Annotated in this window: 18 protein-coding genes; 8 read left to right on the plus strand and 10 right to left on the minus strand. The window is 70.2% G+C overall.

Features of this window, described 5'->3' with window-relative positions; genetic code table 11:
* Positions 1 to 103 precede the first annotated feature (103 nt).
* Positions 104 to 322, plus strand: coding sequence for a DUF7455 domain-containing protein (locus tag ACRVYW_RS00450; RefSeq protein WP_431800654.1), 219 nt, complete (start codon positions 104 to 106; stop codon positions 320 to 322).
* A 157-nt stretch (positions 323 to 479) separates the two neighbouring features.
* Complete coding sequence (murJ, locus tag ACRVYW_RS00455) at positions 480 to 2,081, plus strand: murein biosynthesis integral membrane protein MurJ (RefSeq protein WP_431800656.1); 1,602 nt, start codon at positions 480 to 482, stop codon at positions 2,079 to 2,081.
* Positions 2,082 to 2,129: 48 nt separating this feature from the next.
* On the opposite strand, the gene ACRVYW_RS00460 is transcribed toward murJ, so the two are convergent.
* The 5 genes from ACRVYW_RS00460 to ACRVYW_RS00480 form a co-directional block, all read right to left on the minus strand.
* Positions 2,130 to 3,137 carry a sugar-transfer associated ATP-grasp domain-containing protein gene (locus ACRVYW_RS00460; RefSeq protein WP_431800658.1) on the minus strand — a complete coding sequence of 336 codons (1,008 nt, stop codon included), beginning with the start codon at positions 3,135 to 3,137 and terminating at the stop codon, positions 2,130 to 2,132.
* A gap of 34 nt (positions 3,138 to 3,171) precedes the next feature.
* Positions 3,172 to 4,194, minus strand: a complete 1,023-nt coding sequence (locus tag ACRVYW_RS00465; protein WP_431800660.1) for a sugar-transfer associated ATP-grasp domain-containing protein — start codon at positions 4,192 to 4,194, stop codon at positions 3,172 to 3,174.
* A 1-nt stretch (position 4,195) separates the two neighbouring features.
* Positions 4,196 to 4,894, minus strand: coding sequence for a coenzyme F420-0:L-glutamate ligase (locus ACRVYW_RS00470; RefSeq protein ID WP_431800661.1), 699 nt, complete (start codon positions 4,892 to 4,894; stop codon positions 4,196 to 4,198).
* Positions 4,891 to 6,267, minus strand: coding sequence for an RNA polymerase sigma factor (locus ACRVYW_RS00475; protein ID WP_431800663.1), 1,377 nt, complete (start codon positions 6,265 to 6,267; stop codon positions 4,891 to 4,893). The genes ACRVYW_RS00470 and ACRVYW_RS00475 overlap by 4 nt, the downstream gene beginning before the upstream one ends.
* 247 nt (positions 6,268 to 6,514) lie before the next feature.
* On the minus strand, positions 6,515 to 7,438 hold the full coding sequence (locus tag ACRVYW_RS00480) for a proteasome assembly chaperone family protein (RefSeq protein WP_431800665.1): 924 nt from the start codon (positions 7,436 to 7,438) through the stop codon (positions 6,515 to 6,517).
* A 100-nt stretch (positions 7,439 to 7,538) separates the two neighbouring features.
* Here ACRVYW_RS00480 and ACRVYW_RS00485 point away from each other — a divergent pair, with 100 nt between their 5' ends.
* The 3 genes from ACRVYW_RS00485 (at position 7,539) to sucB (ending at position 12,293) form a co-directional block, all read left to right on the plus strand.
* Positions 7,539 to 9,065, plus strand: coding sequence for a leucyl aminopeptidase (locus ACRVYW_RS00485; protein ID WP_431800667.1), 1,527 nt, complete (start codon positions 7,539 to 7,541; stop codon positions 9,063 to 9,065).
* A complete protein-coding gene (gene lpdA, locus ACRVYW_RS00490; RefSeq protein WP_431800669.1) occupies positions 9,062 to 10,432 on the plus strand; it encodes a dihydrolipoyl dehydrogenase in 1,371 nt (456 codons plus the stop codon). Before ACRVYW_RS00485 ends, lpdA begins: the two co-directional genes overlap by 4 nt.
* Before the next feature lie 76 nt (positions 10,433 to 10,508).
* Positions 10,509 to 12,293, plus strand: a complete 1,785-nt coding sequence (gene sucB, locus ACRVYW_RS00495; protein ID WP_431800671.1) for a 2-oxoglutarate dehydrogenase, E2 component, dihydrolipoamide succinyltransferase — start codon at positions 10,509 to 10,511, stop codon at positions 12,291 to 12,293.
* Between the two features lie 38 nt (positions 12,294 to 12,331).
* Here sucB and ACRVYW_RS00500 read toward each other — a convergent pair whose 3' ends face one another.
* The gene (locus ACRVYW_RS00500; protein WP_431800673.1) at positions 12,332 to 13,777 is read right to left on the minus strand and encodes a hypothetical protein; all 1,446 of its coding nucleotides are present in this window, start codon (positions 13,775 to 13,777) and stop codon (positions 12,332 to 12,334) included.
* A 128-nt stretch (positions 13,778 to 13,905) separates the two neighbouring features.
* On the opposite strand from ACRVYW_RS00500, the gene ACRVYW_RS00505 reads away from it, so the two are divergent.
* On the plus strand, positions 13,906 to 14,616 hold the full coding sequence (locus tag ACRVYW_RS00505) for a DUF4191 domain-containing protein (protein ID WP_431800675.1): 711 nt from the start codon (positions 13,906 to 13,908) through the stop codon (positions 14,614 to 14,616).
* 18 nt (positions 14,617 to 14,634) lie between these two features.
* Here ACRVYW_RS00505 and ACRVYW_RS00510 read toward each other — a convergent pair whose 3' ends face one another.
* Positions 14,635 to 15,036 (minus strand): RDD family protein, encoded by a 402-nt coding sequence (locus ACRVYW_RS00510; protein ID WP_431800677.1) that lies wholly within the window; start codon positions 15,034 to 15,036, stop codon positions 14,635 to 14,637.
* Between the two features lie 131 nt (positions 15,037 to 15,167).
* On the opposite strand from ACRVYW_RS00510, the gene glnA (ACRVYW_RS00515) reads away from it, so the two are divergent.
* Entirely contained in the window at positions 15,168 to 16,592 is a 1,425-nt protein-coding gene (gene glnA / locus ACRVYW_RS00515; protein ID WP_431800679.1) for a type I glutamate--ammonia ligase, read from the plus strand.
* A gap of 111 nt (positions 16,593 to 16,703) precedes the next feature.
* Here glnA (ACRVYW_RS00515) and ACRVYW_RS00520 read toward each other — a convergent pair whose 3' ends face one another.
* The 3 genes from ACRVYW_RS00520 to ACRVYW_RS00530 all read right to left on the minus strand — a co-directional run bounded on the left by ACRVYW_RS00520 (position 16,704) and on the right by ACRVYW_RS00530 (position 21,371).
* Positions 16,704 to 19,703 carry a bifunctional [glutamine synthetase] adenylyltransferase/[glutamine synthetase]-adenylyl-L-tyrosine phosphorylase gene (locus ACRVYW_RS00520; RefSeq protein WP_431800681.1) on the minus strand — a complete coding sequence of 1,000 codons (3,000 nt, stop codon included), beginning with the start codon at positions 19,701 to 19,703 and terminating at the stop codon, positions 16,704 to 16,706.
* A 5-nt stretch (positions 19,704 to 19,708) separates the two neighbouring features.
* Entirely contained in the window at positions 19,709 to 21,046 is a 1,338-nt protein-coding gene (gene glnA, locus ACRVYW_RS00525; protein WP_431800683.1) for a type I glutamate--ammonia ligase, read from the minus strand.
* 73 nt (positions 21,047 to 21,119) lie between these two features.
* Positions 21,120 to 21,371 (minus strand): SPOR domain-containing protein, encoded by a 252-nt coding sequence (locus ACRVYW_RS00530; protein ID WP_431800685.1) that lies wholly within the window; start codon positions 21,369 to 21,371, stop codon positions 21,120 to 21,122.
* 67 nt (positions 21,372 to 21,438) lie between these two features.
* Here ACRVYW_RS00530 and ppgK point away from each other — a divergent pair, with 67 nt between their 5' ends.
* The gene (gene ppgK, locus ACRVYW_RS00535) at positions 21,439 to 22,209 is read left to right on the plus strand and encodes a polyphosphate--glucose phosphotransferase (protein ID WP_431800687.1); all 771 of its coding nucleotides are present in this window, start codon (positions 21,439 to 21,441) and stop codon (positions 22,207 to 22,209) included.
* Positions 22,210 to 22,217: the final 8 nt, after the last annotated feature.

Genomic DNA, 22,217 nt, shown 5'->3' on the forward strand with positions numbered 1-22,217 from the left:
ACGCGTACAGCGAAATGTGACCGGATCGCGGCATACCTGCAACATTCACGTGGTTGTATGTCAGAGAACCGCACGCGATCGCATGTACCGAGGAGGAACCGAAATGAGCATGTCGACCACCGCAGAACCGGGCGTCCTCGAGTACCGACTGACGGCCACCGACCGTTGCGACTCCTGCGGCGCGCAGGCCTACATCGCCGCGGAGGTCAACGGCAGCGAGTTGCTCTTCTGCGCCCACCACGGCCGCAAGTACGAAGAGAAGCTCCGCGCCGTCGCCACCTCGTGGCACGACGAGACGGCGCGCCTCTCCCAGGCAGTCTGATCCCAGGCCGTCTGATCCCAGGCCGTCCGACACTTTCCGACGAGACTCCCATCCGCCGCGGACACTCCGCGCCGGGTGGGAGTCTTAGTCTGGAGAGCATGACGCGCAACAGCCCTCCCCCGGTCCACTCGCTCTCGGGCGACCGGCCGCAGGCTCTGTGAGCGGCGCACGCGCCAGCGCGACGATCGCCACCGGGACCATGGTGTCCCGTGTCACCGGCCTCGTCCGCACGGTCGTCCTCGTCGTCGCGCTGGGCTCCCTGGAGACGCCCGCCGGCAACGCGTTCGCGATCGCCAACCAGCTTCCGAACAACATCTTCGCCCTCGTCTCGTCGGGGCTGTTCGCGGGCGTCCTCGTCCCCCAGATCGTCAAGGCGGCCGCGCACCGTGACGGTGGGAGCGCCTTCGTCTCCAAGCTCATCACGCTCGGCACGGTCGCGGTCGGCGCCGTGACGCTGCTGGCGGTGTCGCTCGCGCCCCTCATCGTCCTCATCTACAGCGGACGGATGTCGTCCGACGCGATCGCTCTCACCCTCGCGTTCGCCTACTGGTGCCTGCCGCAGCTCTTCTTCCTCGGGCTGTACGCGCTGCTCGGCGAGATCCTCAACGCCCGCCGCGTCTTCGGCCCGTACGCGTGGTCGCCGGTCGTCAACAACATCGTCTCGATCGTGGGGTTCCTCGCCTTCATCGCCGTATTCGGCCCGACCCGCAGTGCCATCGGGTGGACGCCCGGGATGATCGCGCTGATGGCGGGGACAGCGACCGCGGGTATCGCCGTGCAGACCATCGTGCTGCTGCTGTTCTGGAAGCGCGCGGCCCTCACCGTCCGCCCCGACTTCCAGTGGCGCGGCATCGGCCTGCGTCAGATGGGACGGCTTGCCGGGTGGACCTTCCTCATGGTCGTCGCCGGTCAGATCGCGGGCGCCGTGCAGGTGAATCTCGTCGGCGCCGCGTCGGAGGCGGGCGCCGCCAGCGCCGCCCTGCAGTACGCGTGGGTGGTGTTCATCCTCCCCTACTCGGTGATCGTGCTCTCCATCGTCACGCCGTACTACACGCAGCTCAGCGAGCACGCCGCCGCGGGCGACGGCGCCGCCGTCCACACCGACCTGCGCACCTCGGGCCGGATCATCGCGATGTTCATCGTCGCGGCGCTCGCGGCGATGCTCGTGGCGATCCTGCCGATCTCGCGCGTCTTCACCGACAATGCCTCGCAGTCCGGCCAGTTCGCGGCGATCCTCGCTGCCTACCTGCTCGCCCTCATCCCGCTGGCGATCCAGGCGCCCCTGACGCGCGCGTTCTTCGCCTATCACGACACGTTCCACCCGTTCGTGTTCACGCTCGTCCAGTGCGTCCTCGTCGTGATCACGGCGCTCATCGCGGCAGCCACCCTTCCCCTGGTCTGGCTCGCCTTCGGTATCGCTCTCGGCCAGTCGATCTCGAACATCGTGCAGGTCGTGCTCGCGGCTCTGCTGCTCCGCCGCAAGATCGGCGCGACCGGGGTGCCGGCGGCGCTGCAGGCGTATGCGTCGTTCGGCATGCGCGCGCTTCCTGCCGCTGCCGCGGGCGCCGGCGTGGCCGCCGCGCTCGGTGGCTTCGGGAACGGGACGGGCTGGGCGCTGTCGGGCATCGCGCCGGCGATCATCGCGACCGCGCTCATCGGCGGCACCGTCGTCGTGGTCTACGCGCTGACGCTCATCGTGACCCGGACACCCGAGATGCGTCCGATCGTGCAGAAGCTCCGCGCCCGGCTGGGGCGCTGATCCGGCGAGCGAGCCGCGACGCAGCGGCCGCGTACGACACGCGCGAGGTCAGAACGACACGGCGTCCTGATACGTCTTGAGCAGGCCCGTCCGGACTCCCGACGCCGAGGGCTTCGGCTGGAAGACGCTCGAGTTGTGGTTCCCCTCGATGACGACCGGGCCCGACTCGGTGATCGCGAGATCCCAGCCGACGTAGGGCGCTTCGGGCGTGCGCCGCGCGAGGCTCTCCGCCAGGGCGACGACCTCGTCGTACTTCGGCACCTCGAAGCCCACGATCGGAACCCCGGTGACGGGGTGGACGTCGTAGACGTTGCTGTTCTTGTCGACGCCCGGGTAGAGGGCGCGCCCCTCGGCATCCAGCATCGTGTACATGCCGCCGGAGGCGAAGTTGTCGATCGATCCGCCGTTGCCGATCCGCAGGACCGCCGCGAGCAGGCGCACCTCACCGTCGGGGCGGAGGAACGTGATGAGGCGGACGGTGTTGACGCTGCCGGGGTAGACCTCCGACATCCGCGGGTGCTGCGTGATGAACTCGTCGACCACGCTCTGGCCGGCTGCCATCACCTCGGCGCGGAACGCTGCGGCATCCGTGTCGGGGGCGACCTCGCGCACGGTGATGCCGCCGCCGCCCTGGCCGTCGACCTGCTTCGTGATGACCTTGGGATGCCGGGCGAGGAACGCGCCGAGCGTCGCGTCGTCCACGTCGCGCAGGTCGATCGTCTCGCGGCCGAGGAGGTCCGCGTACTCCACCGCGAACCGGCGCTTGTCCTCGAGCTTCGCCCGCCCTTCGGGTGTGTTGTGCAGGCGCGTGATGCGGAACGACTTCGGGTGGGTCATCCACGTCGCCCGCTCGGCGCGGTTCAGCAGGCGGATGTCCCACACGGCGTAGTCGCGGAAACCCATGTCGTACTTCACCGAGCACCACAGCATGTCCGCGACGATCACCGGTGTCGGCGCCTTCGAGACGCGCCCCACCTGCTGGGCGAACTCGAACAGGTTCCGCACGCGGATGTTCCGCGCACGGTCGATCAGGTAACCGAGTCGGACGTTGGCCATGCGGGGTTCTCCTCGTGGATCGGACAGCGCCGGGTCAGAATCTCATCGCGGCCCGGTACCGCGGCAGGAGACCCTGGCGGATGCCCGACACCGAGGGCTTCGACTGGAAGACGCCCGAGTTGTGGTTGCCCTCGATGACGACGGGGCCGTCGGGGGTGATCGCGATGTCCCAACCGATGTAGGGCATCTCGGGGACGCGCCGGGCGAGCGTGTCGACGAGAGCTTTGACCTCGTCGAACAGCGGCACCTGGTACCCGGTGATCTCGACGCCGGTCGAAGGATGCACGGCGAACGCGTGCCCCTCCTCGTCGCTCGCGGGGTGCAGGGCTCGGCCATCGTCACCGAGCATCGTGTACATGCCGCCGTTGCTGAAGTTGTCGATGATCCCGCCGTTGCCGATCTTCAGCACCGCCGCGAGGATGTGCACCTCGTCATCGGGGTCGCGATAGGCGACGACCCGCAGCGAGTTGACGCTCCCGGGGTAGAGCCTGGCCATGTCCTCGTGCTGGACGATGAGCTGCTCCGCGAGCACCTGGCCCGCATCGGTGAGCGTCCGCCGGGCATCCGCGGCGGTGCCGAGGTCGGCGCTGTCGCGGATCTGGATGCCGTTGCCACCGACTCCCGAGGGGTCCTTCGTGATGACGCGGTCATGACGCGAGAGGAACGCGGCGAGGTCGTCGTCGGATGCCGAGCGGATGTCGATCCACTCGCGCCCCAGCTCGCCCTGGAACCGCCCGGCGAACTCGATCTTGTCGTCGAAGGCGGCACGCACGGCGTCGTCGTTGAGGCGGCGGGAGAGGTGGAACGACTTCGGGTCGGTCATGTACGTCGACCGTTCCCGCCCGGAGAGGATGCGGAAGTCCCACTCCGAGTAGTTCTCGAACGTCGCCTCGTACCGCACGGCGCACCAGGCCATGTCGAGCGTGACCCACCACAGCGGGGCCTTCGAGAGCCGCGCCGACTGGCGCGCGAACTGCACCACCCGCTCGCGATCGAACGAGGTCACACGCCGGACGAAGAAGCGCGCCTTGCGATAGGCGCGGTCGAGCGCGCCCACGCTACGCCTTCCGGACGATGCCGAGCGGCGTGGACTGGTGGCCCTGGCCCAGCGGGTTGTCACGCAGGATGCCGACGAGCTGCTGCTCGCCCTGGGCGTCGAGCGTCGAGCCGAGGATGTTGCCGCCGATGTCGTTGATGTCGACGACGGCGACCTCCGCGCCCGTTCCGAGGAGCGCCTTCAGGTGCGCCGAGACCCCGTCGGGGTCTTCGGGGCCGAGGACGACGGCCTTGTTGTACGGCGGGATGGTGCCGGAGGTCGGCCCGTCGATCGCGCGCGCCTTGTCGCCGGCGATGCGGTAGAAGTCTCCGCGTCGCCCGAAGACCTTCGTCACCGCGCTGACGCCGGCGGCGAAGAGGATGCGCGGCGTGCCGCACTCGCGGAGGGCCATCTCCATCGTCTCCGGCATGCCGAGGCCGATCCCGTAGGGGGTGCGCGTGACGTACTTCGAGAGGAAACGCGCGAGCGGGCGCGGCGTGATCTCGTCGAGCGTGTACGAGCGGCCCTGCGTGATGGCGACGATCTTCTCCGTGACGAATAGCGTGTCGCCGGGCTCGGTCAGCCCCGTCGCGTACTCGGTGATGAACGCGTCGAGGTCGTCGCCGGGCAACACGACGCGCGTGCGGATCGGGATGCGCTTGAACGTGCCCGCGTCGGTCGTGACCGACAGCACTTTGCCGTCGTTGGGGGTCTCGCTCATTCGAGGTAGTCCCGCAGCGACTGCGACCGCGACGGGTGGCGGAGCTTGGCCATGGTCTTCGACTCGATCTGGCGGATGCGCTCACGCGTCACCCCGAACGTGTCACCGATCTGGTCGAGCGTCTTGGGCTGCCCGTCGCCGAGGCCGAAGCGCATGCGGATGACGCCCGCCTCGCGCTCGCTGAGCGAGTCGAGGAGCGACTCCAGCTGACGCTGCAGCATCGTGAAGCCGACGGCGTCGGCCGGGACGACGGCCTCGGTGTCCTCGATGAGGTCGCCGAACTCGCTGTCGCCGTCCTCGCCGAGGGGCGTGTGCAGCGAGATCGGCTCGCGGCCGTACTTCTGCACCTCGATGACCTTCTCGGGGGTCATGTCGAGCTCGCGGCTGAGCTCCTCGGGCGTGGGCTCGCGGCCCAGATCCTGCAGCATCTGACGCTGCACGCGGGCGAGCTTGTTGATGACCTCGACCATGTGCACCGGGATGCGGATGGTACGCGCCTGGTCGGCCATGGCGCGGGTGATCGCCTGGCGGATCCACCACGTGGCGTACGTCGAGAACTTGAAGCCCTTGGTGTAGTCGAACTTCTCCACGGCGCGGATGAGGCCGAGATTCCCCTCCTGGATGAGGTCGAGGAACTGCATGCCGCGGCCCGTGTAGCGCTTGGCGAGCGACACCACGAGGCGGAGGTTCGCACCGAGCAGGTGGCTCTTCGCGCGCTGACCGTCGCGGGCGACCCACTGCAGATCGAGGCCGAGCTGGCTCGACTTCTCGGCGGCGGACATGTGCGAGAGCTTCTCCTCGGCGAACAGGCCCGCCTCGATGCGCATCGCGAGCTCGACCTCTTCGGCCGCGTTCAGGAGCGGCACCTTGCCGATCTGCTTCAGATAGTCCTTGACCGGGTCGGCGGTCGCGCCGGTGATCTGCGTCGAGTAGACGGGCACGTCGTCCTCGTCGCTCGACGAGATGACGATCGCCCCGGTCGGGAGCGGCTCGGTGAACGCGGGCTTCGTGGTGCCCTCGTCGTCGTCCTCGTCGTCCGCGTCGTCGCCCGACTTCTTGGCGTCCTTCGGCGCGGCGTCGTCGCTGTCGTCGCCGGCATCCGTGTCGTCGCCGTCGTCGGGCGTCTCGAGCTCTTCGTCGTCGATCTCGACGTCCTCGTCGTCCTTCTTCTTCTTCGCGGTGGGCTTCGCCGCTGCGGGCTTCTTGGCTGTCGGCTTCTTCGCGGCGGGCTTCTCCGCCGCGGCTGCAGCCTTCTTCGCGGGAGCCTTGGCGGCGGTCTTGCGCGCTGCCGCAGGGGCCTCGACGGTCTCCTGCGCGGTCGTTTCGGTGTCGTCCGTCTTGCGCGTACGGGTGGTCTTCGTGCCGGAAGTCACGTCTCGCCTTTCACCGACGGGGGCGCCGGGGGGTTTCGGACACTAGTAAGACCCTTGTCAAGTCCGGCGTAGCGATCCGCGAGGGATGCCACACCGTGAAGACAACGGGTCGGGTGTCCTATTGTCGCATACCTCAGCCTGCGAACCTGCCCTCAACCTGCGAAGCTGCGGCGGGCCGATGCGTGCGTCGGACCTCAACGACAACGTCGGCGGCGGCCCTGGCATTCCGCGGTACGTGCGAACGCGCTCAGCGCCGCCCGCGCTTGTCGTCGCCGTCGCGGCGGTCGGCGAGGAACCGCTCGAGTTCGGCGGCGAGCTCGTCGGCGCTCGGCAGGTCACCCGTGTGGATGATCGGCTGGGCCTGGGTCGACCCCGCCATGTACGCGTCGTAACGTTCTTCGAGGGTGTGGAGCATCGTCGTGAGCTCGGCGTTTCCCTCGACCTGGTCGTCGACCTTCGCGAGATAGTCGCGGTTCTCCTCGCGGATCTCGTCGCCGTCGAACACGAGCCCCGTCGCCACCGAGACGCTGTCGAGCCCCGCCAGGGCGGATGCCGGGTAGTCGGTGTCGGCGAGGTAGTGGGGCACGAGGAGCACGAACCCGGCGGTGGTGTGGCCGCTCTCGGAGAGGCGCAGCTCGAGGAGGTGCCCCATCGTCGCGGGCACCTGCGTGTGCGGCTTCCACACCGAGTGCGCCTCCGTCAGCTCCGCGCGGTTGCCGCTCACCGTCGTGCCGATCGGGCGCGTGTGCGGGACCGGCATGGGGATCGCGTGCACCCACGTGACCGATGAGACCTGCAGCCCCTCGGCGAGACCGACGACGGTATCGGCGAAGGCATCCCACGCGAAGTCCGGTTCGTAGCCGGCGAGCAGCACGAAGGGCTGTCCCAGGGTGTCATGGGCGAGCGAGAGCTCGAGCCGCGGCGGCCGGTAGTCGACCAGGTGATCGCCGTCGAACGTGACGGCGGGACGCCGGGCACGGTAGTCGAGCAGCACGTCGGCCGAGAACACGACGACCGGCGACGGATCGAGGTCGTCGCGGAAGAGGTCGATCATCCGGGAGACCGCACCCCCGGCATCCGTGAAACCGGTCAAGGCGATGACGAGCGGAAGCCCCGCGGGCACGGGAGGTGCCGACGCGACGCGCTCGTACAGGGGACCGCTCAAGGGCATGCATCAACTCTACGAGCCGCAGCGGAAGGTGGGGCTCGGTCGCGCTGACAGCGAACAGCCGACCGCGGCGCGGGCCGCGGACCGCTCCTAGGATGGGGGCATGGCGTTCCCCGAGCTGTCCACGTCCACCGCCCTCCTCTCCGCCGCCGACGCCGATGTGCTGGTGCTCGCGCTCCCGCCGCTCGATGACGCGGCGGATGCCTTGGCCGACTGGCCGGGACTGCGCTCCGTGCTGGAGGGTGTCGGCTTCTCCGGCTCTCCGGGCGGGACCGTCCGCGTGCACGTACCGGAGGCCACGCCCCTCCCCCTCTTCGTCGTCGGCACCGGCTCCGCGCCCGACGCGGCGACGCTCCGGGAGGCGGTCGGCGCGGCCGTGCGGACGACCACCGGGTTCGCCCGTCTCGCCGTCGCCGCTCCGGCGGTCGCCGATGACAGCAACACGGCGGATGCCGCCCTGTGGAGCGCCGCGGCAGAAGGTGCCCTGCTCGGCGGATACCGCTTCGACGATTACAAAAAGAACGCCGGTGCCGCTCGCGCCGACGTCGTCACCCTGCACTGGCCCGCCGAGCCTGCGCCCGCGGCAGTCGCACGCGCTGTCGCCGTCGCCTCCGCCGTCGCCCTCGTGAAGGACCTCGTCCACACCCCCGCGCAGTGGCTCGGCCCGCAGGACGTCGCCGACGCCGCCCTCGCCTCGCTCGAGGGCCTTCCCGTCGACGTCGAGGTCTTCGATGAGCACGCGCTCGAGGAGCAGGGCTTCGGCGGCATCCTCGGCATCGGCCAGGGATCCGAGCGGCCGCCGCGCCTCGTGCATCTCGACTACGCGCCGGAGGGTGCGACCGCGCACGTCGCGCTCGTCGGCAAGGGGATCACGTTCGACACCGGCGGACTCTCGCTGAAGCCCCCCGCAGGCATGGTGGGCATGAAGTTCGACATGGCGGGTGCCGCGAGCGTCCTCGCGGTGGTGCGCGCCGCCGCGGTGCTGGGCGTTCCCGTGCGCGTCTCGGGTTGGCTGTGCCTCGCCGAGAACATGCCGTCGGGCCGCGCCCTGCGCCCGGGAGACGTGGTCCGCATCGCCGACGGCACGAGCGTGGAGGTGCTGAACACGGATGCCGAAGGCCGCGTCGTCCTCGCCGACGGTATCGTCGCGGCGAGCCGCACCTCCCCCGACCTCATCGTCGACATCGCGACCCTCACCGGCGCGATCATCGTCGCCCTCGGTCACCGGCACACCGGCGTGATGGGCGACGACGATGCCGTGGCGGACTATCTCGAGGCCGCGGCAGGCGCGGGCGAGCCCGCGTGGCACCTGCCGCTCCCGGCGCACATGGAAGACGAGCTCGACTCCCCCATCGCCGACCTGCAGAACGCGAAGATCGGCGACACCTCCGGCGGCTCGCTGTTCGCGGGGCTGTTCCTGCAGCGGTTCGTGGGCCGGACCGGCGAGGATGCCGACGCGCCCCGCATCCCGTGGGTGCACCTCGACATCGCCGGCAGCGGCACCGCGAAGTCGGCGTTCGGTGCGACGGAGAAGGGCCCGACGGCGGCGACCGTGCGCACGCTCATCGACCTCGTCGAGAGTCGCGCAGCGGAGCCGGGCGCACGCGACGGCGCGGAGGGCACCCGATGACCGACCACGCCGTCGACGTCGTCGTCCTCGGCGGGGGCAGCGGGGGCTATGCCGCAGCCATCCGCGCGGTCGAGCTCGGCAAGAGCGTCGTCATCGTCGAGAAGGACAAGGTCGGTGGGACGTGCCTGCACCGTGGGTGCATCCCCACCAAGGCACTTCTTCACGCGGCCGAGGTCGCCGACCACGTCCGCAGCGCCGGCTCGGTGGGCGTCACGGCCTCCTACGAGGGCATCGACATCGCCGGGGTCACGGCCTACCGCGAGGGCATCGTCGCGAAGAAGTACAAGGGACTCGAGGGGCTCCTCGCAGCGCGCGGCATCACGACCGTCACGGGCGCCGGTCGCCTGTTGCCCGACGGCGGCGTCGCCGTCGGCGCCGACGTCTACCGCGGCACGGACGTCATCCTCGCGACCGGGTCGTACAGCAGGTCGCTCCCCGGACTCGAACTCGGCGGCCGTGTCCTCACGAGCGAGGAGGCGCTGGCCCTCGACGTCGTCCCCGAGCACGTCGTCATCCTGGGCGGCGGGGTGATCGGCGTCGAGTTCGCAAGCGTCTGGCGCTCGTTCGGCGCCGAGGTCACGATCGTCGAGGCTCTCGACCACCTCGTCCCGAACGAGGACATCGCGCTCAGCAAGGGCCTGGAACGGGCGTTCCGCAAGCGCGGCATCACGGCGAAGCTCGGCACCCGGTTCGCCGGGGTGACGCAGACGGATGCCGGAGTCCAGGTGTCGCTCGAAAGCGGCGAGACCCTCGACGCGGACTACCTGCTCGTCGCCGTCGGCCGTGGCCCGGCGACCGAGGGGCTCGGCTTCGCCGAGGCGGGCGTGACGCTCGACCGCGGGTTCGTGAGGGTCGACGAGCGCCTGCAGACGAGCGTGCCGCACGTCTGGGCGGTCGGCGACATCGTTCCGGGGCTGCAGCTCGCGCACCGCAGCTTCCAGCAGGGCATCTTCGTCGCCGAGCAGATCGCAGGGCTCTCCCCCGTTTCGGTGCCGGGGGCATCCATCCCCCGCATCACCTACTCGAGCCCCGAAGTCGCCTCGGTCGGCCTCACCGAGGCGCAGGCGCGCGACGCGCACGGCGATCGCGTGCGGACGGCCGAGTACAACCTCGCCGGCAACGCGAAGAGCGAGATCATCGGCACGGGCGGGCTCGTGAAGGTCGTCCGCGTCGAGGACGGACCGGTCATCGGCGTGCATCTGATCGGCGACCGCGTCGGCGAGCTCATCACCGAGGGCCAGCTCGTCGTGGCGTGGGAGGCACACCCCGAGGACGTGGCCCCGTACGTTCATGCGCACCCCACCCAGAGCGAAGCGCTCGGTGAGGCATTCCTCGCCCTCGCCGGCAAGCCTCTGCACGCGCTCTGATGCGCGCCACGGCACCCCCCGCAGTGCGGGGTCACTAAGCTAGAACGACATCGGACTTTCTGAAGGAGACACAGTCATGAGCACATCCGTGGTCCTCCCCGCGCTCGGCGAGAGCGTCACCGAGGGAACGGTCACCCGTTGGCTCAAGAACGTCGGAGACACGATCGAGGCCGATGAGGGCCTGCTCGAGATCTCGACCGACAAGGTCGACACCGAGATCCCCTCGCCCGTCAGCGGCGTGATCGAGGAGATCCTCGTGCAGGAAGACGAGACCGTCGAGGTCGGCGCCGTCCTGGCGAAGATCGGCGACGGTTCGAGCGCACCCGCGGAGGGCGCCGCGCCCGCCGCCGAACAGCCGGCCGCGGAGGCGGCACCGGTCGCGGAGCCCGAGGCGGCACCTGCGCCGGCCGCAGAGGCCGCGCCCGCCGCCGAGCCCGCGCCCGCGCCGGCCGCTGAGGCCGCGCCCGCCGGCGCCGACGCGCAGGACATCGTCCTGCCCGAGCTCGGCGAGAGCGTCACCGAAGGCACCGTCACGCGCTGGCTCAAGCAGGTCGGCGACGACGTCGCCGTCGACGAGCCGCTCCTCGAGATCTCGACCGACAAGGTCGACACCGAGATCCCGTCACCGGTCGCCGGCGTCCTGCAGGAGATCGTCGTCTCCGAGGACGAGACGGTCGCCGTGGGTTCGGTGCTCGCCCGCATCGGTTCCGGTGCGTCCGCCGCCGCTCCGGAGGCTCCCGCAAAGCCCGCCACGGAGGCTCCTGCGCCCGAGGCTCCGGCGCCCGACGCCCCGGCTCCCGCCCCCGCCGCCGGGGCCCCCGCACCGGCAGCCCCGGCGCCCGCTCCGGAGGCGCCCGCCCCCGCGGCGGAGGCCCCCGCAGCGCCGGCCCCCGCGGCGTCCACCCCAGCCGCCCCGGCCGACGACGACGTCACGACCTATGTCACGCCGCTCGTGCGTCGGCTCGCCCAGCAGCAGGGCGTCGACCTCGCGAGCGTCACCGGCACCGGTGTCGGCGGACGCATCCGCAAGGAGGATGTCCTGAAGGCCGCCGAGGCCGCGAAGGCCGCGCCCGCCGCTGCCGAGGCACCCGCCGCATCGCAGGCCGCCCCCGCCGCCCCCACCGCCCCGGCACTCGAGGTCTCGCCGCTGCGCGGAACGACCCAGCCGATGTCCCGCCTGCGCAAGGTCCTCGCCGAGCGCGCGGTCGCCTCGATGCAGCAGACCGCTCAGCTCACCACGGTGGTCAAGGTCGACGTGACGAAGGTCGCCGCGTACCGTACGGCCGTCCAGAGCGACTTCGTGGCGAAGACGGGCGGCAAGCTCTCGTTCCTGCCGTTCTTCGTGCTGGCCGCGGCCGAGGCGCTGCAGGCGTACCCGGTGATCAACGCGACGGTCAACGGCACCGACATCGTCTACCCCGCGACCGAGAACATCTCGATCGCGGTCGACACCGAGCGTGGCCTGCTGACTCCCGTGCTCCGTGACGCGGGCGACAAGACGCTGGCCGGCATCTCGAGCGAGATCGCCGACCTCGCGGCGCGCACGCGCGACAACAAGCTGAAGCCCGATGAGCTGGCCGGCGGTACCTTCACCGTCACCAACACCGGCTCGCGCGGTGCGCTGTTCGACACGCCCGTCGTCTTCCTGCCGCAGTCGGCGATCCTCGGCACGGGCGCGGTCGTGAAGGAGCCCGGCGTCGTGAAGATCGACGGTGTGGACGCCATCGCCGTCCGCTCCTACGTCTACCTGGCACTCTCCTACGACCACCGCATCGTCGACGGCGCGGACGCCGCCCGCTTCCTCGGCGCGGTGAAGTCGCGTCTCGAGGCGGCCGACTTCGAGGGCCAGCTCGGGATCTGACCCGCGGCGGCGCCGGGACGCACCGGTATCGGAGACACTCACGGCTGGTCCGCGACGTCGTACACGTCGCGGACCAGCCATGTGTCGTGAGCGCCGCTGACGATCACGAGAATCTGCGCGGGGATGCCGGGCTCCCCCACGGCCTCGATACGGAAGACCGCGACGCCCCCGTACTCGTCGAGAAGCGAGGCGGTGCGCTCGATGCCCGGAGACGACGCCACGCCGGCGGGAACGAGGGCGCCGTCCGTCTCGAGGACACCCGGGCACGGCTGCCCCTCTCCGCAGGCGGTCAGGGCAGTGAGCGCCGCGCCGGCTGCCGCCGTCAGCGTGTCGCCCCCGGTGGCGTCAGGCGTCGGCTCTCCGGCATCCGCCTGCGTCGCAACGTCCGCAGTGTTCTCGCCGTCCGTGTCGGGCGCGTCCTCCGCTTGTGCGGCCTCGGCCGTCTCGACTCCGCCGGTCGTCGGCGTGATGCTCGGCGTCGGCGCGGAGCCCGCCTCCGCGGAGGGCTCGGGCCACATCAGACCGGCCACCAGGATCGTCGCACCGAGCGCGGCCGCGACGAGGATCGGTGCGCGGCGCCGCCGGGCGGGCGACTCATCGCCCGAGCGACGTGGAGCCGCGGTGCTCCGCGGGGACTCGACGCGGGAGCGCGCGGCTCGGCGCTCGCGCAGCGCCTCCGCGAGGAGCGCCGGCCCGCGGAGGGTGCCGCGCAGCGCATCCGCGACGCGTGCGGCCCACCCGGCCTCGGTGAAGCGGGCGATCCAGGTCTCGCCGCTTCGCACGGCCGCGTCGCGGCGACGGCCCGAACGGGCCTCGCCGCACTCCCCGCGCAGACTGTCCGAGCGCCGCGGCCGCAGATCCTGACGGGCGGCGGCATCGTCGCTGTGGCCCTCCGAGCGGAGCGCGAGCGGCTCGGCGGCGTCGAAGAGCGCGTCTTCCGCGGCGGCCGCATCCGCGCGCGGCCACCGCGGCGCCGCGAGCACCGCGGCCGCGTCATCGAGCGCCGCGGCAAGCTGCCGCGGCGCGCCGGCCGCCAGAACCTCCAGCAGGTCGAGGGCTTCGTCCGCCCAGTTCGCCGCACCGGTGAGGGCGAGGACCGGACGCCCCGAGGCATCCACCCACCATGCACCAGCGTCCTCGGCGGGCACGAGCCCGAGCGCCCGCGCCTCCGCCGCAGCACGCAGGAGGCTGACGGCGATCGTGACGGCCTCACCGGCCGACGCGGTGTGCGCGCGTTCGACGAGACGGTGCGGGCAGTGCGGCACGACCGCCGCGTGGCCACCCTCGGTGCGGAAGATGTCGGACGGCACGAGGAGGTGGCCGTCCGGCGCCGCGCGCCAGAGGACGTCGGGAACGAGGTCGAGCGCGACGTGGACCGTCGGCGGGTCACCGGGGTCGAGGGCGGGCAGGAGCGCGCCTGGCCACGGCGCTTCGTCCGCGCGCAGGCGTCGCAGCGGCGGGGCGGGGGAATCGAGGAGCGACATGAGCCGATTCTGAGCGGAGCGTGCGCCGTGCGGAGGCCGAACGGAGCGATCTGTGGACGAATCGCTCGATCGGCCTGTTGGGGAGGAGGCGGTGATGAGGTCGAGGCGCCGACGGTAGGCTATGTGGCATGGCATCCCGCAGTTCCGCTCCCGAGAAGCGCCCCGGATTCTTCGCGCAGCTGCGCTCCCTGTTCACCTTCACGAAGGCCGAGTTCCCGTGGCTCCCCTGGGCCCTCATCGGCATCGTGGTGCTGGGTATCGGCATCGGCGTGCTGATCGGCTTCCTCATCCAGCCGGTCGCGGTGTGGAGCGTCATCCTGTGGAGCCTTACCGGGCTGATGTTCGGCATCCTCGGGGCGATGATCCTCCTCACGCGCCTGTCGACGCGCGCGATGTACAAGAAGCTCGACGGCATGCCGGGCGCCTCGGGTCACGTCCTCTCGACGTCGCTCGGCCGCAACTGGGTCGCCTCCGACATGCCGGTCGGCATCAACCCGAAGACGCAGGATGCCGTGTACCGCGTCATCGGCCGCGGGGGCGTGGTCATCGTCGCCGAAGGCTCGCGCGGTCGCCTCACGCGGCTCGTCAACGACGAGAAGATGAAGGTGCAGCGCGTCGCTTCGGGCGTGCCGATCCAGGTCGTTTACGTCGGCCACGGCGAGGGCGACGTGCCCATCTCCAAGCTCGCCTCCACCATCAAGTCGCAGCCCAAGAAGGTCGACCGCGCCACCATGGCGGCCGTCGTCAAGCGCGTCGACTCGGTGTCGCAGTCAGTCACCTCGCTGCCGATCCCGAAGGGCATCGACCCGACGAAGGCGCGCGCCCCTCGTCCTCGCTGACTCGGGAGATCCGAGAGGTCAGGCGCGCAGCAGCACGGTGCCGGCGGCCTTGTCGTGGAGGCCGCGCTGGTCGGCATCCCAGATCACGGCGGGGATGACGAGGCACAGGAGCGCGGTCCGGATGATGGGGCGCCAGAGGCCCACCCATCCGCCCGTCACGAGCTGGAGGCGCATGCCGAGCAGGCGATGTCCGGGACTCCCGCCGAGCGTCGGCAGGAAGACGATCTGCACGATGGCGAAGATCGCGAGGGTGGCGAGCGAGTCGTAGGAGAAGAAGGCGACCGAGAGGACCACGGCGCACGCCCAGTCGATCGCGAGGGCGGCGAGGCGCCGGCCGGGACGGGCGATCGAGCCGGAGCCGGCCGGCGGAAACCCGAGACGTTCGCCGGGATAGGTGTTCTCGCTTACGGCATCCGTCACCCGCTGATTCTACCGAGCACCGCGTAACACGCCCGAAACACGCGAGATACTGGGGGGCAACCCCTCGCCGATAGCGTCGGGCACGAGCCTGCCACCGACAGGCGCGTTCCACACCCGATCTTGGAGACTCCATGTTCAAAGATTCATCCGAGGTGCTGAAGTTCATCCAGGAAGAGGACGTCAAGTTCCTCGACATCCGTTTCACGGACCTTCCTGGTGTGCAGCAGCACTTCAACATCCCCGCCTCGACCGTCGACGAGGAGTTCTTCACGGTCGGGCAGCTCTTCGACGGCTCGTCGATCCGCGGCTTCGCGAACATCCACGAGTCCGACATGCAGCTCATTCCGGATGTCTCCACCGCGTACATCGACCCGTTCCGCGAGGCGAAGACGCTCATCATGCTCTTCGACATCTACAACCCGCGCAACGGCGAGATCTACTCGAAGGACCCGCGCCAGGTCGCCAAGAAGGCGGAGAAGTACCTCGCCTCCACCGGCATCGCCGACACCGCGTTCTTCGCCCCCGAGGCCGAGTTCTACATCTTCGACGACGTCCGCTACGAAGTGAAGCAGAACTCCTCGTTCTACTCCGTCGACTCCGAGGAAGGCGCCTGGAACACCGGTCGCGCCGAAGAGGGCGGAAACCTCGCCAACAAGACCCCGTACAAGGGCGGCTACTTCCCGGTCTCCCCCGTCGACAAGACGGCGGACCTTCGCGACGACATCTCGCTGCACCTCATCGAGTCGGGCCTCGTCCTCGAGCGCGCACACCACGAGGTCGGCACCGGCGGTCAGCAGGAGATCAACTACCGCTTCGACACGATGGTGCACGCGGCCGACGACATCCTGAAGTTCAAGTACATCGTCAAGAACGTCGCCGAGCAGTGGGGCAAGGTCGCGACCTTCATGCCGAAGCCGCTCTTCGGCGACAACGGCTCGGGCATGCACACGCACCAGTCGCTCTGGCTCGAGGGCAAGCCGCTCTTCTACGACGAGAAGGGCTACGGAGGGCTCTCCGACACGGCGCGCTGGTACATCGGCGGCCTGCTCGCGCACGCCCCCGCGGTCCTCGCCTTCACCAACCCGACGCTGAACTCCTACAAGCGCCTGGTCAAGGGCTACGAGGCTCCGGTCAACCTCGTCTACTCGGCGGGCAACCGCTCGGCGGCCATCCGCATCCCGATCACCGGATCGAACCCGAAGGCCAAGCGCATCGAGTTCCGCGCCCCCGACGCCTCCGGCAACCCGTACCTCGCCTTCGCCGCGCAGATGATGGCGGGCCTCGACGGCATCAAGAACCGCATCGAGCCGCACGAGCCCGTCGACAAGGACCTCTACGAGCTGCCGCCCGAGGAGGCCAAGAACATCCCGCAGGTGCCGAACTCGCTGCTCGACTCGCTCGAGGCGCTCCGCGCCGACCACGAGTTCCTGCTCGCGGGCGGCGTGTTCACGCCCGAGCTGATCGAGACGTGGATCGAGTACAAGATCGAGAACGAGATCAAGCCGCTGGCCGCGCGCCCGCACCCGTTCGAGTTCGAACTGTACTTCGGAGTCTGACGCACCCTGACGCGAGGGCCCCGGCATCCCTGTGCGGATGCCGGGGCCTTCGGCGTTGCGGTGATCTCAATACACCGCCGCTGCGCGCCAGCGCGCGATCGGGCGGGGCGCTCAGCCGTAGAAGAGGCGCTCGTAGTCGCGGCGGGCGCGGCGGGCGGTGCGGAGCCACTCCTCCTCGACGAGCGTGGCCGAGCGGGCCGGGTACTCGAGCAGCCGTCCGATGCCGTCGAGTTTCGCGCGGTCGGTCGGGAGCACGTCGCTCGTCTGCCCGGAGAGGAGCGTGTTCGCCGAGCGCAGGCGGCTCGCGAGCCGCCACGACGCCGCAAGGCGCTCTGCCGCGGCATCCGGCACGAACCCCGCCTCGCGTGCCGCCTCCAGCGCTCCCAGGGTCGAGGTCGTCCGCAGCGCCGGGATCTCGTGCGCGTGCTCGTGCTGAAGGAGTTGCACGAGCCACTCGACGTCGCTGAGCCCACCCGGGCCGAGCTTCAAGTGCCGCGCCCGGTCGACCCCCTGCGGAAGCCGCTCGTTTTCGACGCGTGCCTTGATCCGTTTGATCTCCCGCAGATCCTGCACGGCGACGCGTTCGGGGTAGCGCACCTCATCGGCGAGGGCCATGAAGCGACGGATGAGCTTGACGCTCCCCGCGATGCCCCGCGCGCGCAGGAGCGCCTGCGCCTCCCACGACAGCGACCAGCGGCGGTAGTACTCGGCGTACGATTCGATCGACCGGACGAGCGGGCCGTTGCGGCCCTCGGGTCGGAGGTCCGCATCGAGCTCGAACGGAACGCGCTGATCCTCCGAGTAGGTGCGCAGGCCCGCCACGATCTTCTGGGCGAGCTCGTTCGCTCGCTGGGGATCGAGGCCGTTGGCGTCGTAGACGTAGAGGACATCGGCATCCGAGCCGAATCCGAGCTCTCGCCCGCCGAACCGTCCCATCGCGATCACCGAGAAGTCGAGCGCTTGATCCTCCGGCGGGACGACTTCGCGGCGCACGGCGCGAAGCGTCGCCTGGATCGTCACTTCGCTGATCGTCGTGAGGCCTTCGGCGAGCTCCTCGATCGTGATGGTTTCGAGCACCGACGCGAATGCGAGACGCAGGAGTTCGCGTCGGCGCAGCGCACGGACGGCGCTCATCGCCTCACCGATCGTGTCGTGGCGTGTCTGAATGGCCCGCGCCTCCTCCTGGAGCGCGACCCCGCTGCGCGGCCGCAACTGGTCTTCGGCGTCGAGCCACGCGACCGATTCGGGGATCCACTCCATGAGCTCGCCGACGAAGCGCGATCCGGACAGGACGCGCGTCAGCCGCTCGGCCGCGCCGGCCGAATCGCGGAGCACGCGTTGGAACCACGGCGTCTCCCCCAGGCGTTCGCTGACGCGGCGGAACGCGAGAAGCCCGTAGTCGGGATCGACGCCGTCGGCGAACCACCGGATCATGACGGGCATGAGGTGCCGCTGGATCGCGGCCTTGCGGCTGATCCCGCCCGTCAGCGCCCCGATGTGGCGGAGGGCCCCGGCCGGATCGCGGAAGCGGATGGCGGCGAGGCGGTCGCGCGCCTGCTCGGTCGACAGCTTCTGCTCCTCCGCGGGGAGCGCCGCGACCGCAGAGAGGAGCGGACGGTAGAAGAGGCGCACATGGATCTCGCGCACCTCGCGCTTGATGCCCTCCCACACCGCCCAGACACCCGCGCCGTCGGGAGCCAGCCGGCTCGCCCGCGCGAGGTTCCGCAGGCCGTCCGGGGTCTGCGGCATGAGGTGCGTGCGCCGCAGATCGCGTAGCTGCACGCGGTGCTCGAGCACCCGCAGCATGCGGTAGTCGCGTGCGAACGCCGCGGCATCCGCCCGCCCGATGTACCCCTCGGTGACGAGGGCGGACAGGGCGTCGAGCGTGCCGCGCTGCCGAATGCGCTCGTCGGCGAGCCCGTGCACCAGCTGCAGGAGCTGGACGGTGAACTCGATGTCGCGGATGCCGCCGGGCCCGAGCTTCAATTGATACGGCACCTCGTCGGCGGGGATGAACTCCGTCACCCGCTCGCGCATGCGCTGGACGCTGTCGACGAAGTTCTCGCGCGCGGAGCTCGTCCAGACCTTGGGCTGCACCGCCGCGACGTATGCCTCGCCGAGCATGCGATCTCCCGCGAGCGGGCGGGCCTTGAGGAGCGCCTGGAACTCCCAGCTCTTCGCCCACCGGTCGTAGTACGACAGGTGCGAATCGAGGCTGCGCACGAGCGCCCCCTGCTTCCCCTCGGGGCGGAGGTTCGCGTCCACCTCCCACAGTGGCGGCTCGACCTCCATGCCGGAGATCCCGCGCATCGTCTGTACGGCCAGCCGCGTCGCAATGTCGATGACCCGGCTCTCGCCGATCTCCGCGGTGAACTCGTCCGATCCTCCGCCGACGAAGATGACGTCGACGTCGCTCACGTAATTGAGTTCGCGCGCCCCGGTCTTGCCCATGCCGATGATCGCGAGCTGTGTCGCGGCGACCTGAGAGCGGGGGAAGAGTCCGGCGCCCGCCGCGCCGCCGGAGACACGCGTGCGCGCGACGCTCAAGGATGCCTCCAGCGCCGCGCCGGCGGCATCCGCGAGCGCGGCGGCGACCGAGGGCAGTGCCTCCACCGGGTCGGGCGCGCTGAGGTCGTATGCCGCGATACGGGCGAGGAGGCGCCGGTAACGCACGCGGAGCGCGACCCACGCGCTCTCGTCGCCGGTCGCGGCGAACCCGTCGTCGTCGGCCGCGACGGCATCCTGCAGCTCGGCGACGAGCTCGTCGGCCGTCGGCAGGTCGCCGCCGGGTTCTGGCAGATGGGCGAGCTCGCCCGGATGCCGCAGGTAGAAGTCCGCGAACCCGTTCGAGGCCCCGAGCAGCAGCCACAGGGTCGGTCCCACCCGACGAAGCGCGGCGGACAGCGCCGCGGAGTCACGACGCGCGATGCGCGCCAGCCCGCCGAGCGCCGCATCGGGATCAGCCGCCCCGTCGGCGCCCACCAGGATTTCGGGGCGCGTCAGATCGAGCTCGCCGGCCAGTTCGGTCAGCAGCGCGTCGGCCGCATCGATGTCACCGAACCCGTCCCGCGCCAGCGTGGTCCGGACCGAAGTGCGCTGGCCGGCCGACATGGCGCTTAGAGCATCTCCAGGTTGCTCTTCAGCTCGAACGGCGTCACCTGCGCGCGGTACTCGTGCCACTCGCGGCGCTTGTTGAGGAGCACGTAGTTGAAGACCTGCTCGCCCAGTGTGTCGGCGACGAGCTCGGAATCCTCCATGTACTCGAGCGCGTGGTCGAGGCTCGCGGGGAGCTGCGCATAGCCGAGGGCGCGCCGCTCGGCATCCGTCAACGACCACACATTGTCCTCGGCCTCGGGCGGGAGCTCGTACTCCTCCTCGATGCCCTTGAGTCCGGCCGCGAGCATCAGCGCGTACGCGAGGTACGGGTTCGCCGCGGAGTCGAGTGCCCGGTACTCGACGCGCGTCGACTGCCCCTTGTTGGGCTTGTACATCGGCACGCGGACCAGTGCGGAGCGGTTGTTGTGGCCCCAGCAGATGAAGCTGGGCGCCTCGTCGCCGCCCCACAGACGCTTGTAGGAGTTGACGAACTGGTTCGTCACGGCGGAGATCTCGTTCGCGTGGGTGAGGAGCCCGGCGATGAACTGACGACCGACCTTGGAGAGCTGGTACTGCGCGCCCTCCTCGTAGAACGCATTCTGGTCACCCTCGAACAGGGACATGTGGGTGTGCATGCCGCTGCCGGGCTTGCCGGAGAGTGGCTTCGGCATGAACGTCGCGTAGACGCCCTGCTCGATCGCGACCTCCTTGACGACCGTGCGGAACGTCATGATGTTGTCGGCCGTCGCGAGCGCGTCCGCGTAGCGCAGGTCGATCTCGTTCTGCCCCGGGCCGCCCTCGTGGTGGCTGTACTCCACCGAAATGCCGAGGTCCTCGAGCATCCGGACGCTCCGGCGGCGGAAGTCGTGCGCCGTCCCGCCGGGCACGTTGTCGAAGTAGCCGGCCGAGTCCACCGGCTCGGGGCCGTCGGGGCCGTAAGTCGACGACTTCAGCAGGTAGAACTCGATCTCGGGATGCGTGTAGAAGGTGAACCCGGCATCCGCCGCCTTCGCGAGCGTGCGCTTGAGGACGTTCCGCGGATCTGCGACCGCCGGCTGGCCGTCCGGCGTCGTGATGTCGCAGAACATGCGGGCAGTGGGGTCGATCTCCCCGCGCCAGGGCAGCGTCTGGAAGGTCGTGGGGTCGGGGTGCGCGAGCAGGTCCGACTCGTACGAGCGCGTCAGGCCCTCGATCGCCGAGCCGTCGAAGCCGAGGCCCTCCGCGAAGGCGCCTTCGACCTCCGCCGGCGCGATCGCGACCGACTTGAGCGTGCCTATCACGTCGGTGAACCAGAGGCGCACGAACTTGACGCCGCGCTCCTCGATCGTGCGCAGTACGAAGTCCCGCTGCTTGTCCATCGCGTCCTCTCACCTGCGCTGCGCAGATCCCGTGAAACGCCGCGACTTCGCCAGAAGCACGGCCCTGATCAGACTATCGGCCCGGGGCCGAGTCTCCTTCATTCCCGGTGGCCGCGCCGCCCTGGCCGGCGTCATCGACCCACGCGTCCTCGGCGGCGTCCTCGTCCGCCCACGCGCGAGAGCGCTCGGCGAGGAGCTTCGGCGCGTTCGCGGCCTCCTCGGCGGTGTCGAACGGACCCGCCCGATCGATCGCGGGCGACTCGAAACCGCGCTCGACGGTTCCCGTCGTGAGGTTGTACCAGTACTTGTCTTCACCGCTGGACATCGTGTTCCCTCCGTTGGATGTGTCCGATCCTAACGACCGGGAGTGGGTGTCTGGCTATGCTGTGGCCATGACGGAGAACGTGACGCGTGCGGTCGGTGTGGACATCGGCGGCACAGGCATCAAGGGTGCGGTGGTCGACCTCGAAGCGGGGGCGCTCGTGAGCGAGCGCGTGAAGGTGGCGACGCCCTCCGGTGCGGAGCCGGACGACGTGCTGACCGCCGTCCGCCAGGTGCTCGCGACTCTCGAGGTGAACGACACCGACATGCCGCTCGGGGTCGCGTTCCCTGCGATCGTCAAGCACGGCAAGACGCTGTCGGCCGCGAACGTCGCCGACACGTGGATCGGCTTCGACGCCGAGAAGTTCTTCGAGGAGGGTCTCGGCCGCCCCATCCACTTCGCCAACGACGCCGACGTCGCCGGGCTCGCCGAGGCGCGCTACGGCGCGGCGAAGGGTGTCGAGGGCCTCACGATCCTCACGACGCTCGGCACGGGGATCGGCACCGCGATCCTCTACGACGGCCACCTCATCCCCAACTCCGAGCTCGGTCACCTGCAGCGCGCGAACCACAAGAAGGATGCCGAGGAGTGGGCCGCGTACTCGACCTTCGAGCGCGAGGAGCTCTCCTGGAAGGAGTGGGCGAAGCGCCTGCAGTGGTACTACTCGTACCTCGAGTTCCTCCTCAGCCCCGACCTGTTCGTCGTCGGCGGGGGCGTGTCGAAGCACTCGGACAAGTTCCTGCCGCTGCTCGACCTCAACACTCCGATCGTCCCGGCCACGCACCGCAACAACGCCGGGATCATCGGCGCCGCGTCGCTGTCGATCGTCGACGCCTACTGACTCCGGTC

The organism is Microbacterium sp. bgisy203, assembly GCF_965345155.1.
GTDB lineage: Bacteria > Actinomycetota > Actinomycetes > Actinomycetales > Microbacteriaceae > Microbacterium.